This is a genomic window from Rhodococcus sp. BP-316, from assembly GCF_019836105.1.
Taxonomy (GTDB): Bacteria; Actinomycetota; Actinomycetes; order Mycobacteriales; family Mycobacteriaceae; genus Rhodococcoides.
Genome location: NZ_JABUEE010000006.1, coordinates 118,025 through 132,989 on the forward strand (window position 1 = coordinate 118,025; position 14,965 = coordinate 132,989).

Sequence of the window (14,965 nt, forward strand, 5' to 3'; positions counted from 1 at the left end):
GCCCGCGTGGACGTCTCAACTCAGCTCGAGCGTCGCACCGTCCTCCGACGTGTCCACCGTGACCGTGTCACCGTCGACGACCTTGCCCGCCAGCAACAGCTTGGCCAACTGATCGCCGATGGCCTGCTGGATGAGCCGACGCAGCGGCCGGGCCCCGTACTGCGGGTCGTAACCCCGTACGGCCAACCAGAACCGGGCCGACGGCGTGACGTCCAGCGTGAGTCGACGAGCCGAAAGGCGGCGCTGCAGTTGCAGCAGCTGGATGTCGACGATGGACTGCAGCTGCTCCTCGCTCAGGGCGTCGAAGACGACCACGTCGTCGAGCCGGTTCACGAACTCCGGCTTGAATGCGCTACGCACCGCCGCCATCACATGGTCCCTGTCGCCACCCGCACCGAGATTCGAGGTGAGGATCAGGATCGTGTTGCGGAAGTCCACCGTTCGGCCCTGACCGTCGGTCAGACGGCCCTCGTCGAGCACGGCGAGCAGGATGTCGAACACGTCCGGATGCGCCTTCTCGACCTCGTCGAACAGCACCACCGTGTACGGCCGACGACGCACGGCCTCGGTCAGCTGACCACCGGCCTCGTACCCGACGTATCCGGGCGGGGCACCTACCAGTCGAGCCACCGAGTGCTTCTCGCTGTACTCGCTCATGTCGATGCGGATCATGGCACGCTCGTCGTCGAACAGGAAGTCCGCCAACGACTTCGCGAGCTCTGTCTTGCCGACGCCCGTCGGTCCGAGGAACAGGAACGACCCGGTGGGCCGGTTCGGATCGGACACCCCGGCACGAGCGCGGCGCACCGCGTCGGACACGGCCTGGACCGCGTCGTCCTGACCGACGACACGCCTGCCCAGCTCGTCCTCCATGCGGAGGAGCTTCGCCGTCTCACCCTCGAGCATCCGGCCCGCGGGGATACCGGTCCACGCCGCGACCACGTCCGCGACGTCGTCCGGACCGACCTCCTCCTTCAACATCACGTCACCCTGGGGAACGGTGGCCGCGGTCTTCTCCGCGAGCTCCTTCTCCAGCGACGGGATGCGTCCGTAGCGCAGCTCCGCGGCCTTGCCCAGATCACCGTCGCGCTCGGCCCGCTCGGACTCGCCGCGCAGCGCTTCGAGCTGCTCCTTGAGGTCGCGCACCGAATCGATGGCGTTCTTCTCGTTCTGCCAGCGCGTGCTCAGTTCGGCCAGCTTTTCCTTGCTGTCCGCCAGCTCACCGCGCAGCTTCTCGAGACGAGTCTTCGACGCGTCGTCGGTCTCCTTGGCCAGCGCCATCTCCTCGATCTCGAGTCGGCGCACGACACGCTCGATCTCGTCGATCTCGACCGGACGCGAGTCGATCTCCATGCGGAGGCGGGACGCGGCCTCGTCGACGAGGTCGATGGCCTTGTCCGGCAGGAACCGTGAGGTGATGTAGCGATCCGACAGTGTGGCGGCGGCGACCAGGGCGGAGTCTGTGATGCGCACACCGTGGTGCACCTCGTACCGCTCCTTGAGGCCGCGCAGGATGCCGACCGCGTCGTGCACGGACGGCTCACCGACCAGCACCTGCTGGAACCGGCGCTCGAGTGCGGCGTCCTTCTCGATGTACTTGCGGTACTCGTCGAGCGTCGTGGCGCCCACCAACCGCAGCTCACCACGCGCGAGCATCGGCTTGATCATGTTGCCCGCGTCCATGGCGGACTCGCCCGTCGCGCCCGCACCGACGATGGTGTGCAGCTCGTCGATGAACGTGATGACCTGGCCGGCCGAGTTCTTGATGTCGTCGAGCACGGCCTTGAGCCGCTCCTCGAACTCACCGCGGTACTTGGCGCCCGCGACCATCGATCCCAGGTCGAGCGACACGACGGTCTTGCCGCGCAGGCTCTCCGGGACGTCGCCGGCGACGATGCGCTGCGCGAGGCCCTCGACGATCGCGGTCTTGCCGACGCCGGGCTCACCGATGAGCACCGGGTTGTTCTTGGTACGGCGCGAGAGCACCTGCACCACACGACGGATCTCGGTGTCGCGACCGATGACCGGATCGAGCTTGCCGCTGCGTGCGGCCTCGGTGAGGTCGGTCGAGTACTTCTCCAGAGCCTGGTACGTGGCCTCCGGGTCCGGGCTCGTGACGCGGGCACTGCCACGCACGGTGGTGAACGCCTCGCGCAGCGCCGCCGGTGTCGCCCCGTTCCTCTGGAGCAGCGTCGCGACATCGGAATCGCCCGTCGAGAGTCCGACCACCAGGTGCTCGGTCGAGACGTACTCGTCGTCGAGTTCGGTGGCCAGCTGTTGAGCGGCGGTGATCGCGCCCAGCGCGTCACGTCCGAGCTGCGGCTGGGTGGTGGAGCCGGTGGCCGACGGCATACGGTCCACCAGAGTCTGCGCCTGCGAGCGGATCGCGCTCGGGTCGACGCCGACAGCCTTCAGCAACGGCGCGGCGATGCCGTCCGTCTGGTCGAGCAGTGCGACGAGCAGGTGAGCCGGCCGGATGTCCGGGTTGCCCGCTGCGGATGCCGACTGCAGTGCAGCGGTCAACGCTGCCTGGGTCTTCGTGGTGGGAGTGAACGAGTCCACCGGTCACCTTCCTTCGGGTCGAACGGGTGTGTCGACGAGAACAACCTTAGTCGACTTGAGTCTATTCCGCTCAAGTTTGTTGACGCCGCATCACGCAGGAGGGCGCCGCCCAGCGCGCTGGCCGTGACCGGAAACGACCACTACTCTCGGACACACCACTCGCGCACGAACCCGTCACCCGCCACGACTATCGAAGGTGCCCATTGCTGGACCCGCAGGCCCTGGCGCGAGTGCGCGCCGGAGTTGCCTCCGCGCTGTCCGACGACGGCGCGGACACCGTGGCCGGCGCCTTCTACGCTCGGCTGTTCGCCGAGTACCCCGATTTCCGCGGCTTCTTCCCCGCCGCCATGGATCAGCAGCGGCACCGCCTCCTGCGCGCCGTCGACCACGTCGTCCGGCACCTCGACGACCGCGACTTCCTGCCCTTCCTGCATCAACTCGGGCGTGACCACCGCAAGCACGGCCTGACCAGCGCGCACTTTCTCGCCGCCCAGAACGCGCTGGTCGACGCGTTCCGCACCACGGCGGACCCGGACGTCTGGACAGACGAGACCGACGCGGCGTGGCGCCGCGTGGTGTCGATGATCTGCAACTCGATGGCCGTCGGGGCCGACACCGAGGACCTGCCGCCGTACTGGGGAGCGACGGTGGTCGAGCACCATCGCGTGCTCGACGACCTCGCGATCGTGCGCCTGCAGACGGACGCCGACATTCCCTTCGCCGCCGGCCAGTACCTCAGCGTGCAGATCCCGCAGCGTCCACGGATGTGGCGGTACCTCTCCCCCGCGATCGCACCCAACGACTACCGCGGCATCGAGTTCCACGTCCGGCGGGTGTCGGCCGGCTGGGTGAGTCCGGCCATCGTCTCGGAGACCACGGTGGGCGACCGCTGGCTGCTCGGGCCGCCGCTGGGCGGACTCAGTGTGGACACGTCGCCTGGCAGCGAGGACGTGCTCATGATCGCGGGTGGCACCGGCATCGCCCCCCTGCGTGCGCAGCTGATGGACATGGCGATGCGGAGCCGTAATCCGCGGGTGCATCTGTTCGTGGGCGGCGAGTATCCGAGCGACCTCTACGACCTGGACACGCTGTGGAACCTGGCACGCACCAACCCGTGGCTCACCATCGTGCCGGTCGTGGAGCAGCCCGAGGAGCCGTGGTGGCGGCCCGGTCCGGCACGCGAGTTCCCGCCGGGCATGAACCACACCATGGTGGGCAAGCTCGGGCAGGTGGTCACGCGGTTCGGATCGTGGGCCGATCGGCAGATCCAGGTGTGTGGGTCACCGTCGATGGTGCGCACCACCCTGTACGCACTGCGCAAGGTGGGGACGCCGATGCAGAACGTGCAGCACGATCCCCTGGGTCAGTGAGGGTGCGCGTGCGCCAGGCGGCGTAGGGGCGGCACCGTCTGCGGCGGCTGCTTGCGGGGCGGGAGCACGCTCAGCAACCGGGTGGTCGACGCGGTGACCTCGGCCACGGCGGTCTCGAAGGCGTCCCGGTTCGCGTCCGACAGTGTGCGGAGTCCGCTGACCTTGCGCACGTACTGACGCGCGGCCGCCTCGATCTCCTCGTCCGTCGCCGCAGGCTCGAGGCCGCGCAGTTCGGTGATGTTTCGGCACATGCGAATCACGGTAGACCGGGCGCCGTCCGAGGGGAACACCCGAAGAGCTTTACGCTGTACAGGCACCGCGTCGGATAATGTCCACCAATTCAAGCTTCGTGCAGTTTTCGATCACCGTGAAATAATCTGTTCAACCGATTGCGCGCTGATCGGAAAGCGCATTTCCCAGCATCCGCTCGGGCGCCGACAAACCACCCCAGACGCCGTACGGCTCACCGGCGGCCACCGCGTAATCACGGCACCGCATCAGCACGGGGCACTGCTCGCAGACCCGTTTGGCCTGCTCCTCGCGGGCTGTTCTCTTATGTCCCCGTTCACCTTCCGGATGGAAGAAGACGGCAGAATCCATACCGCGGCACAAACCGTTCAACTGCCACTCCCACGTCGTGGCAATCGGCTCGGGTAACTGGACGGGCTTCGACATGACGCTCCTCGTTGTTCGCCTCGTATGCGACGTCACGCTCTCAGTATTACATTACGAACAATCGTCCAAAAAGTTAATGCGAATAGTCGTGACACACGATTTCCAGTCATCGCGAGTCACAGACACCCTCACGGCCGCTCCTCGGACCTCTCTCCCCGATGAGGCGAGCAGGGCCCCCGTCGCCTAGGTTTGACCGAGTGAGAAGCCCCGGTCACCGTCCAGGTCGTGCGCTGTGAGCGCTGTGGACCTCCCCCTCGACCTTCGCCGCGCCCTCGTCGGCGTCGCGCGGGTGCCGAGACTGCTGGTCGCCTCCGACTACGACGGCACCATGGCGCCGTTCGTCTCCGACCCGCAGAAGGCGTTCCCGCTGCCCGAATCGGTCCGCGCACTCCGCGCTCTCGCTGGTCTCGACGGCACCCAGGCTGCTGTGATCTCGGGGCGCGCGCTGCGTGACCTGGCGATCCTCTCCCGCCTGCCCGTCGAGGTACAGCTCGTGGGCAGCCACGGGTCCGAGTTCGACGCCGGCTTCGTCACCGAGCTCGGCGGCGAGGCGACGGCACTGCTCGAGCGCGTGGTCGCCGAGCTCCGCACGGTCGCGTCCCGCGGCGCGAACATCAGCGTCGAGACCAAGCCCGCCAGCGCCGCTCTGCACGTGCGCAACGCCGACCCCGAGGCCGGACAGCGCGCCCTCGACGAGGTCCGTGCGGGCGCAGCCACCTGGGACGGCGTGCAGGTCACCGAGGGCAAGTCCGTGATCGAGCTCGCCGTCATCGCGACCGACAAGGGCCAGGCCCTCGACATCCTGCGGCACCAGGGCGGCGCCTCCGCCGCCGTCTTCTTCGGCGACGACGTCACCGACGAGAAGGCGTTCCGACGGCTGCACGGGCCGGACATCGGCGTCAAGGTCGGCGACGGTGAGTCGCTCGCCGGCTACCGCGTCGACACCCTCGAGCAGGTGGCCGCGGCGCTCGCGTTCCTGTTGGAGGAGCGCCGCACCTGGCTCTCCGGTGCGGACGCCCCGCGCATCGAGCGTCTCACCATGATGGCGAGCCCACGATCGGTGGCACTCCTGACGCCCGAGGCCGGCCTCACGTGGCTGTGTCACCCCGAACCCGACTCCGCCGCCGTCTTCGCACACCTGCTCGGCGGCGACGAGGCGGGCCACTTCACCGTCGGCCCGCTGCGTCCGTCCCTCCCGCTGAGCCAGCAGTACATCGACAGCACCATGACGGTGCAGACCCGCTGGGCCAGCCTGCAGGTCGACGACTACCTCGCGCACGACGTGCCGAGCGATCGCACCGACTTCACCCGCGTGATCACCGGCAAGGCGAAGGCCGTGGTCACGTTCGCGCCGCGCCCCGAGTTCGGGCAGGCACGCGTCCGGCTCGAGGCCGAGGACGACGGCCTCCGCGTGTTCGGCACCAACGACCCGATGGTGCTGCGCGCGCCGGGCATCACCTGGACCGTCACCAGCGAGCACGGCCAGGAGACCGCGCGGGCGGAGATCGATCCGTCCACCGGTCCCGTGATCCTCGAACTGCGCTGCGGGACGTCGGATCTGGGCCCGTCCGAGGTGCCCGAAGCCGAGCGTCGCGCCGAGGCCGAGTCCTACTGGCACGACTGGGCGGCCGGGTTGACCCTCCCCCAGCTCAAGCCCGATCTGATGAAGCGGTCCGCGCTCACCCTGCGCGGCCTGGTGCACGCCGACTCCGGGTCGATCATGGCCGCGGCCACGACGTCGCTGCCCGAGGAGATCGGCGGTGTCCGCAACTGGGACTACCGCTACTGCTGGCTGCGCGACGCGGCCCTGACGGCGTCCGCGCTGGTGTCCCTGGGCTCGCTGTCCGAGGCGGAGAACTACCTGCACTGGGTGCACGACGTGCTCGAGACGGTCCCCGGACCGGAACGCCTGCACCCGCTCTACACGCTGTGGGGGCAGTCGCTGCCTCCCGAGGCCGTCATCGACGCCCTGCCCGGGTACGCGGGATCCCGCCCCGTGCGGGTGGGCAACGCGGCCAACCAGCAGGTGCAGCTCGACGTCTTCGGACCCATCGTCGATCTCATCGCGACACTGGCCCGCGCCCGCACCGCGAGCGGCGTCACCGCGAACGCCGAGGTGCTCACCGATCAGGACTGGGACCTGGTGTGCGCCATGGTCGACGCCGTCGAGCGACGCTGGTCCGAGCCGGACAACGGCATCTGGGAGATCCGCGGCAACCCGCGCCACCACGTCTACTCCAAGGTGATGTGCTGGCTCACCGTCGATCGCGCCATCACCCTGGCCGAGGCGTACGGCCGCGAGGCGCAGCTCGGCTGGAGCACGTTGCGTGACGTCATCCGTCGTCAGGTGCTCGACAAGGGCTGGAGCGACGAGGCGCAGTCCTTCACGGCCGCGTACGGCGGAACCGATCTCGATGCGGCCACCCTGCACATCGGCCTGTCCGGTCTCATCGATCCGAGCGACCCGCGCTTCGCGGCGACGGTCACCGCGACCGAGGCCGAGTTGCGCAGCGGCGCCACGGTGTACCGCTACCACCACGACGACGGCCTCCCCGGTGGCGAGGGCGGGTTCCACCTGTGCGCGGCCTGGCTCGTCGAGGCGTATCTTCTGATCGGGCAGCGACTTCCGGCCGAAGCGCTCTTCACCCAGCTCGTCGCCGCGGCAGGCCCGACGGGCCTGCTGAGCGAGGAGTACGACCCCGTGGCCGAGCGCTCGCTGGGCAACCACCCGCAGGCCTACAGCCACCTCGGCCTGCTGCGCTGCGCACAGCTGCTGGCCCGCTAGCCGGTCCGCACCGGGCCGAGCGTCACCCCGGCGAGCAGATGCGTCGGGAGGTGCTCGGTCCGGTCCACCCCGGAATGGCTGACGCCCAGCACGATCTCACCGACGAGCCGACCCTTCTCGAGGACCGGCTGCTGGACCGACGTCAGGCCGATGCGGCGCGCCTCGTCGACCCCGTCGAAACCGGTGACCGACATCTGTTCGGGTACCGAGACACCCTGTGCGGCACAGTGATCGAGCGCACCCAGAGCCAGCACGTCGGACGTGCACACCAGCGCGGTGGTGTCCGGCGCCGCCCGGAGCGCTTCGGCGGCCGCCGACCGTCCGGCCTCCCGCGTGTGGTCGAAGCGCTCGACGATCACGATGTCGGGATCGACGCCGGCCGCGATCATCGCGTCGCGGATGCCGGCGAGACGCTCGCGCTGGACGTGGAAGGTGATGCCGCTCCGGCGTTCCGGATCGACGAGTCCGTCGTGCCGGTCGCGGCGCAGCCGCATGCAGACCACGCTGATGCGAGTGTGGCCCCGCGCGAGCACCTCCTCGGCCATCCGTCGCATCGCCACCCTGTCGTCGATTCCGACGAGCGAGGTGTCCTCCGCGTCCCGAGGCTGGTCGCACACGACCGTCGGCAGATGACGGTCACGGACCGCCGTCAGGTGCGGATCGTCGTCGGACACCGAGTAGACGACGAATGCGTCGACCCCGGCCTGCTGCACGACGGCCGCGGCGTCCTCCGGCGTCGAGGCGGGCCCCGCGGGAATGAGCAGCAGACCGCGTCCGGCCCGCTCGCACGACTCGGCGAGGCCGGTGAGGAACTGCACGGCGGCGGGATCGGAGAACGAGTAGCTGAGCGCCTCGGTGAGGACGAGCCCCACCGCACCGGCGCGCCGGGTGCGCAGCGAGCGGGCGACCGGATCGGGCCCCGGATAACCGCGGGCCCTGGCCGCGTCGAGCACACGTTCCCGCATCTCGGGTGAGAGCTGGTCCGGGCGGTTGTAGGCGTTGGACACGGTGGTGCGCGAGACGTTCAGTTCGGCGGCCAGCGACGCGAGCGTGGCCATTCGTCGCGGTTCCGTCGACCTCGCCATGAAGAGACGGTATCCGGTCGGGGTCGCGCACGTCGGCTCCGGCACGGTTTCGCCGTCGGGGTGGTGGGGCGGTAAGGTCACGACAACGGTTTCCATTAACGATAACGTTCGACCGACCCAGGAGCACCCCTCGTGTACGCACCCGCCCGAATTCCCCTCCGCACGCTCGTCACCGCCCTGGGTATGACCGCCCTGACGGCGACCGCCCTGGTGGGATGCAGCTCCGACGACACCGCGACGGCCGAGTCCGGTCGGCCCACCGTCGTCGCGTCGACGAACGTGTGGGGCTCGGTCGCCGAGGCCGTCGTCGGAGACCGAGCGGACGTCACGGCGATCATCTCGGATCCGTCCGCGGATCCGCACTCCTACGAGGCCAGCCCCGGCGACGCCGCGGCACTGTCCGAGGCCTCGCTCGTCGTGTACAACGGCGGCGGCTACGACGAGTTCGTCGACGACGTGCTCGGCTCCGCGGGCGACGTGCCCTACGTCGACGCGTACTCGCTGCTCGAGGGGCACGCGGACGACGCCGACCATGCCGACGAGGCGGGTGCCCACGACCATTCGGGCGAGACCAACGAGCACGTCTGGTACGACCCGGAGATCGCGGCGGCCACCGCCGAGGCGATCGCCACCGAGCTCGGTAAGGTCGACCCCGACAACGCGGCGTACTACACCGAGAACGCCGAGGCGTTCCACGACGACATCCACGAGATCACCGACATCACGGATCGCATCGCCCAGCAGAAGCCGGGCGCACCCGTCGCGCAGACGGAGCCGATCGCGCACTACCTGCTGGAAGGAGCCGGGGTGGACGACAAGACCCCCGAGGACTTCGAGGACGCGATCGAGGAGGGCAACGATCCCTCGCCCGCCGCCGTCGCCGCGACGCGTGACCTGTTCACCGGCAAGGGCGTCGACGTACTGGTCTACAACATTCAGACGGAGGACGCCGTGACCGAGGACGTGCGCCGCATCGCCGAGGAGAACGGCATCCGCGTCGTCGAGGTCACCGAGACCCTGCCCGCAGGGCAGGACTACGTCTCCTGGCAGCGCACGGCGGCGCAGGATCTCGCCGACGCGCTGGGGGTCGTGTGACCGCTGTCCGACTGACCGGAGCCACCCTCGCCTACGGCGACCGGGTGCTCTGGTCCGATCTCGACCTCGAGGTCGCACCGGGCGAGTTCGTCGCCGTGCTGGGCCCGAACGGCTCCGGCAAGACGTCGCTCCTCAAGGTGCTGCTCGGGCAGGCCCACCTCACCGCCGGCACCGCGACCATCGCCGGCGGTCGATCCTCCGTCGGCTACATCCCCCAGCAGAAGGCCATCGACGAGGGCGTTCCGCTGCGCGGGCGCGACTTCGTGGGCCTCGGGTGGGACGGACACCGCTGGGGCATCGGCTTCCGTGGGCGCCACGCCCGTCGCGAGGCCGTCGACATCGCCGTCGCCTCCGTCGGTGCGGACGCGTTCGCCGACGCGCCCCTGGGGCAGATGAGCGGCGGTGAGCAGCAGCGGCTACGCGTCGCGCAGGCACTCGTCGGCGATCCGGACGTGCTGCTCTGCGACGAACCGCTGCTGAGCCTCGACCTCGCCAACCAGCAGGTCGTCGCGCACCTGATCGACCAGCGTCGGCGCTCGCACGGCACCTCGGTGGTGTTCGTGACGCACGAGCTCAACCCGATCCTGCCGATCGTCGACCGGGTGGTCTACCTCGTCGACGGGAAGTTCCGCATCGGCACCACCGAGGAGGTGATGACCTCCGAGGTGCTCTCCGAGCTGTACGACACCGACGTCGAGGTCCTGCGCGTCCGCGGGCGGCTGGTGGTCGTCGGCACCGGAGACGCCATGGACGCCCTCGGGAGCGCCGGCGGCATGCACCACGTGGACGAGTCGGAGTAGGCATGGACAAGGTTCTCGACGCCCTGAGCAAGGCATTCGACTTCGGTACGACGGCCGATCTCCTCACCTACGACTTCGTGCAGCAGGCGCTGATCGCCGCGGCGATCCTCGGTGTGCTCGCCGGGGCGCTCGGCCCCCTCATCGTCAGTCGACAGTGGTCGTTCGCCGTCCACGGCTCGTCCGAGCTGTCCCTCACCGGTGCGTCCGCGGCGCTGCTGGTGGGGTTGGCCGTCGGGGTCGGCGCCATCCTGGGATCCGTCATCGCGGCCGTCCTGTTCGCCCTGCTGGGCCGTCGTGCGCGCGAACGCGACTCCGTCATCGGCGTCATCATGAGCTTCGGGCTCGGCCTGTCGGTGCTCTTCCTGTGGGCGTATCCCGGCCGCACCGGCACCAGTTTCTCGCTGCTGGTCGGGCAGATCGTCGGTGTCGGCAGCACGGGCCTCGGCCTGCTGCTCGCGGTGGCGCTCGTCGTCATCGTCGTGCTCTTCGTGGTCTACCGGCCCCTGCTGTTCGCCAGCACCGATCCCGAGGGCGCCGAGGCGCGCGGCGTACCGATGCGACTGCTGTCCATCGTGTTCGCGATCCTCGTCGGTGTCGCGTGTGCGCTCGGCGTCCAGATCGTCGGCGCCCTGCTGGTGCTCTCGCTTCTCATCACGCCCGCGGCAGCGGCGTCCCGCGTCACCGCCAACCCCGTCACGGCGACGTGGCTCTCGATTCTCTTCGCCGAGGTCGCGGCCGTGGGCGGCATCCTGCTCTCGCTCGCTCCCGGAGTGCCGGTCTCGACCTTCGTCACCACCATCTCGTTCGTCATCTACCTCGTCTGCCGGGCGGTCGGTCGACGCACACCGTCCCGCACCGTCGTCCACGCCTGACCGTTACCCTCGTGTGGATGGTCGATCTGAACTCCGATCTCGGCGAGGGCTTCGGCACCTGGACGCTCGGTGACGACGCGGCGATGCTGCGTGTGGTCACCAGCGCCAACATCGCGTGCGGCTTCCATGCGGGTGATCCGGCCACGCTGCTGCGGACGTGCGCCGACGCCGTCCGGTCCGACGTGCGTATCGGCGCCCAGGTGGGGTACCGGGACCTCGTGGGCTTCGGCAGGCGCTTCCTCGACATCACCGCGGAGGACCTGCGCGCCGACGTGATCTACCAGATCGGGGCTCTCGACGGCCTGGCCCGCTCCGTCGGCGGACGCGTGCGGTACGTCAAACCACATGGAGCGCTGTACAACACGATCGTGCACCACCGAGTACAGGCACAGGCGGTCGTCGACGCCGTCGCCGCGTACGACCCCGGCCTGCCCGTCCTGGGGCTGCCCGGCTCGGCATTCCTCGAGATCGCCGCGCGGGCGGGCCTGCGGACCGTCACCGAGGCGTTCGCCGATCGCGGCTACACGGCAGCGGGAACCCTCGTCTCCCGCCGCGACCCCGGTGCGGTCCTGTCCGACGTCGAGGCGGTGGCACGACGCGTGCTGCGGATGGTCACCGAGGGCGTCGTGGACTCCGTCGACGGGGTGACGGTGCCGGTGAACGCCGACTCGGTGTGCCTGCACGGCGACACCCCCGCCGCGGTGGACATGGCCCTGGCCGTGCGTGCGGTGTTGTCCCGCAACGGCGTCACCCTGACCCCGTTCGTGTCGTGAGGATCGCCCCGGCGGGCGACCGCGCCCTGCTGGTCGATCTCGACGACGTCCGCACAGTCGCGGCGCACCACGCCGGGTGGGCCGTCGGGCACCCGGGAATCGCCGAGATGATCCCCGCCGCCGCCACCGTGCTGGTGATCCTCACCGATGACGCGGAACCCGCACGGGTGTCGGCGTGGCTCCGCGAGACGCCACCGGCGCAGGTGCTCGGCTACTCCGGTGAGACGATCACGATCGACGTCCGATACGACGGGCCCGATCTCGACGAGGTCTGTGCGACAACGGGACTGGACATCGTCGCCGTGCACACCGGTCAGGTGTGGACCGCCGCGTTCTGCGGCTTCTCCCCCGGCTTCGCGTACCTGGTCGGTTCCGATCCGTTGTCGATCCCGCGCCGCGCCGATCCGCGCACCTCGGTGCCGGCGGGATCCGTGGCGCTGGCCGGCGAGTACACCGGGGTGTACCCGACCTCGTCGCCCGGCGGGTGGCAGATCATCGGCAGCACCGACGCGGCGCTGTGGGACGTGAACCGGGACGACCCCGCGCTGCTCGCGCCCGGCACGCGCGTGCAGTTCCGCGCGGTGACGTGATGCTCGAGGTATCGGCAACCGGGCCGCTGACGACTGTGCAGGATCTCGGACGCACCGGGTGGTCCTCGCTCGGCGTCGGCACGTCCGGCGCAGCCGATCGACGCTCGCATGACGCGGCGAATCGGTTGGTGGGGAACACGATCGACGCCGCGACGCTCGAGGTGACACTCGGCGGACTGGTGCTGCGCGCACGCACCGCGGTGGTTCTGGCGGTGACGGGGGCTCCGACCCCGTTCACGGTGGACGGCGTACCGCAGGGGCACGGCGCCGTGGTCGTGGTGGGGTCGGGCGCCGAGATCCGCCTCGACTGGGCACCGGTGGGACTGCGCACGTACGTCGCCGTCCGCGGCGGCATCGACGTGCCCCGGGTTCTCGGGAGCCGATCGACCGACTCCCTGTCCGGTATCGGACCCGAGCGAGTGGCGCCCGGCGCCGTGCTGCCGATCGGTCACGACGCCGAGGACTGGCCCGGGGTCGACGTGAATCCTTACCCGTTCGAGCACCGTACGACCCTGCGGGTGATTCCCGGCCCGCGCGCGGACCGGTTCACCGACGACGCGCTCGACCTGCTGCTCGCCCAACCTTGGACGGTGCGGACGGATTCGGACCGCGTCGGCATGAAACTCCAGGGCGCCGAGCCACTGTCGCGATCGCGGGAGGACGAACTCCCGAGCGAGGGCATGGTGACCGGCGCACTGCAGGTACCGCCGTCGGGACTGCCCGTGTTGTTCCTCGTCGACCATCCGGTGACCGGCGGCTACCCGGTGATCGCCGTCGTGGTGTCGGCGGACCTCGGATCCGCGGCGCAGTGTGCGCCGGGACAGACGATCCGCTTCAGTGTCTGATCATCGGGAGACAGGAACGGCGATCTCGTTGCGGCGGCGGAACGACACCGTCCAGGGCGGGTCGTAGAACCAGGACATCGGCTCGCCGGTCGTGTCGATGCCGCGGGACTTCAGGATCTCCAGCAGCTCCGTGGTGCGCTCGGCCACGGCCCGCGCACCGCGGTCACCGCTGAACCGCAGCACCGCCACCGTCTCGGCCGGCACCTCCACCAGGCGCACCCGATCGTCCTTCGGCGCCGGCAGAGTGTCCATCGTCCATCGCGACGGCATGAAGAACCGGACGACCCATCCCTCGTCGCTCGCGGCGCGCGACACGGGTGCGGTCATCGCGATGGTCTGCCCGCGCGACGCCGACTGCCCAACGGGAGCCGTCATCGCGATCCTGTCGGATCCCTGATTGCCCCCGAAGATGTACCCGGCCAGCCGGCGGAAGCCTTCGTTACGGGCGCGTTCCTCGTCGGCGTCCACGACGGTCTCCGCCGCGATCCGGGGTTCGTATCGGCGAATCTCGACCGCCCCCGTGAGCGACTCGGTGGTGTGGGGTGGTTCCTCGGTACCCACCCGAACCCCCACGATTCCCAGTGCGGCCTCGGCCACCTGTGTCACCGTCGTCCTCAGCCGTTCGATCATGACTCGACGGTACGCGCGGACGAGCCCCACCCCGGTCGCGCTCGACCTAGGGGCCCTGGCGCCACCACGCGACGACGTAGAGCACCATCGCCGTCACCAGACCCGCCACCACCCACAGCACCACGGTGTAGTCGACCCACGACCCGATCGGCGGGGCGCCGGGGAACAGGTTGCGGATGGGCAGCACCGCGAAGAGCGTCACCGCGAACCATGTCATGATCGGCGGCAGGAACTGCTTGCGGCGGCGCAGCGTCTGGATCGACACGAACAGCGTGCACAGCGGCAGCACTACCAGGACCACACAGATCGCGATGTCGAAGATCGTGGTGCCCACCGTGCGCGCGACGCGGATGTCGAAGGCCTGCGCCGAGGAGGAGTCGATGTCGACGGCCTCCACCGCCCAGGACGTGAGCGAGTCGGTCACCACGATCTCGGCGGGTACGGGCTGCCGGTCCGCGCCGGCGCCGGAGAACACCCGCACCTGGATCGACGACGCGTCGTAGGTGTCGAACGGCCATCGCCGGATGTCGCCGTCCGCGTACAGGGAGACCGGGAGCGGGCCCACACGGGTCCCGCTGGGGAACGTCAGGGTGCCGGCACTCGCGGTCGGCGTCACGTCGACGATCAGGTCGTCGACCAGGTTGCCGTCGGCATCGGTCAACTCGGTCCCCGGATACACGGACACGCGGGCGTCGAGCGAGAAGTTCTCACCGGAGACGGTGTCCACGTCGAGGTAGACGAGCGCGGCGTCGGGTGCGGCCTCACGGAGGTCGGGGCCGTTCGGCGGGCTTCCCAGCGCGTAGGTGAGCACCACCGCGACGTACGCGGCGATCACCACGGCCACCAGGACCACACCGCGCACTCTGCGACCCGCCGCTGTCAT

14 protein-coding genes are annotated in these 14,965 nt (G+C 69.8%); 8 read left to right on the forward strand and 6 right to left on the reverse strand.

From position 1 onward, the window contains the following. Positions 1 to 15: 15 nt before the first annotated feature. A complete protein-coding gene (clpB, locus tag HQ312_RS13165) occupies positions 16 to 2,562 on the reverse strand; it encodes an ATP-dependent chaperone ClpB (protein ID WP_222638864.1) in 2,547 nt (848 codons plus the stop codon). A 206-nt stretch (positions 2,563 to 2,768) separates the two neighbouring features. Here clpB and HQ312_RS13170 point away from each other — a divergent pair, with 206 nt between their 5' ends. After that, a complete protein-coding gene (locus HQ312_RS13170) occupies positions 2,769 to 3,932 on the forward strand; it encodes a globin domain-containing protein (RefSeq protein ID WP_222638990.1) in 1,164 nt (387 codons plus the stop codon). On the opposite strand, the gene HQ312_RS13175 is transcribed toward HQ312_RS13170, so the two are convergent. Then, a complete protein-coding gene (locus tag HQ312_RS13175) occupies positions 3,926 to 4,183 on the reverse strand; it encodes a DUF2277 domain-containing protein (protein WP_027506433.1) in 258 nt (85 codons plus the stop codon). The two genes, HQ312_RS13170 and HQ312_RS13175, sit on opposite strands and share 7 nt — an antisense overlap. 130 nt (positions 4,184 to 4,313) lie before the next feature. After that, positions 4,314 to 4,607 (reverse strand): WhiB family transcriptional regulator, encoded by a 294-nt coding sequence (locus tag HQ312_RS13180; RefSeq protein WP_027506434.1) that lies wholly within the window; start codon positions 4,605 to 4,607, stop codon positions 4,314 to 4,316. Between the two features lie 232 nt (positions 4,608 to 4,839). Between HQ312_RS13180 and otsB the strand changes: the two genes are divergently transcribed. Further along, the gene (otsB, locus tag HQ312_RS13185; RefSeq protein WP_222633161.1) at positions 4,840 to 7,392 is read left to right on the forward strand and encodes a trehalose-phosphatase; all 2,553 of its coding nucleotides are present in this window, start codon (positions 4,840 to 4,842) and stop codon (positions 7,390 to 7,392) included. On the opposite strand, the gene HQ312_RS13190 is transcribed toward otsB, so the two are convergent. Beyond that, positions 7,389 to 8,477, reverse strand: a complete 1,089-nt coding sequence (locus HQ312_RS13190; protein WP_056444302.1) for a LacI family DNA-binding transcriptional regulator — start codon at positions 8,475 to 8,477, stop codon at positions 7,389 to 7,391. The genes otsB and HQ312_RS13190 overlap by 4 nt on opposite strands. 183 nt (positions 8,478 to 8,660) lie before the next feature. Here HQ312_RS13190 and HQ312_RS13195 point away from each other — a divergent pair, with 183 nt between their 5' ends. From HQ312_RS13195 to HQ312_RS13220, 6 genes are read left to right on the forward strand one after another with little or no spacing between them, the layout of a single operon-like run. Further along, entirely contained in the window at positions 8,661 to 9,572 is a 912-nt protein-coding gene (locus HQ312_RS13195) for a metal ABC transporter solute-binding protein, Zn/Mn family (RefSeq protein ID WP_222638991.1), read from the forward strand. After that, complete coding sequence (locus tag HQ312_RS13200) at positions 9,569 to 10,372, forward strand: metal ABC transporter ATP-binding protein (RefSeq protein ID WP_027506438.1); 804 nt, start codon at positions 9,569 to 9,571, stop codon at positions 10,370 to 10,372. Before HQ312_RS13195 ends, HQ312_RS13200 begins: the two co-directional genes overlap by 4 nt. Before the next feature lie 2 nt (positions 10,373 to 10,374). Then, positions 10,375 to 11,244 carry a metal ABC transporter permease gene (locus tag HQ312_RS13205; RefSeq protein ID WP_027506439.1) on the forward strand — a complete coding sequence of 290 codons (870 nt, stop codon included), beginning with the start codon at positions 10,375 to 10,377 and terminating at the stop codon, positions 11,242 to 11,244. Positions 11,245 to 11,261: 17 nt separating this feature from the next. Then, positions 11,262 to 12,017: a LamB/YcsF family protein gene (locus HQ312_RS13210; protein WP_056443617.1), complete on the forward strand. Its 756-nt coding sequence runs from the start codon at positions 11,262 to 11,264 to the stop codon at positions 12,015 to 12,017. A gap of 2 nt (positions 12,018 to 12,019) precedes the next feature. Then, positions 12,020 to 12,607 (forward strand): allophanate hydrolase subunit 1, encoded by a 588-nt coding sequence (locus HQ312_RS13215; protein WP_374198299.1) that lies wholly within the window; start codon positions 12,020 to 12,022, stop codon positions 12,605 to 12,607. Next, positions 12,607 to 13,452, forward strand: coding sequence for a biotin-dependent carboxyltransferase family protein (locus tag HQ312_RS13220; RefSeq protein ID WP_222638867.1), 846 nt, complete (start codon positions 12,607 to 12,609; stop codon positions 13,450 to 13,452). The genes HQ312_RS13215 and HQ312_RS13220 overlap by 1 nt, the downstream gene beginning before the upstream one ends. Here HQ312_RS13220 and HQ312_RS13225 read toward each other — a convergent pair whose 3' ends face one another. Together HQ312_RS13225 and HQ312_RS13230 are read right to left on the reverse strand one after the other, a co-directional pair. Further along, positions 13,453 to 14,082: a heme-binding protein gene (locus HQ312_RS13225; RefSeq protein ID WP_222638868.1), complete on the reverse strand. Its 630-nt coding sequence runs from the start codon at positions 14,080 to 14,082 to the stop codon at positions 13,453 to 13,455. A 46-nt stretch (positions 14,083 to 14,128) separates the two neighbouring features. After that, positions 14,129 to 14,965 (reverse strand): DUF4436 domain-containing protein, encoded by an 837-nt coding sequence (locus tag HQ312_RS13230; protein WP_222638869.1) that lies wholly within the window; start codon positions 14,963 to 14,965, stop codon positions 14,129 to 14,131.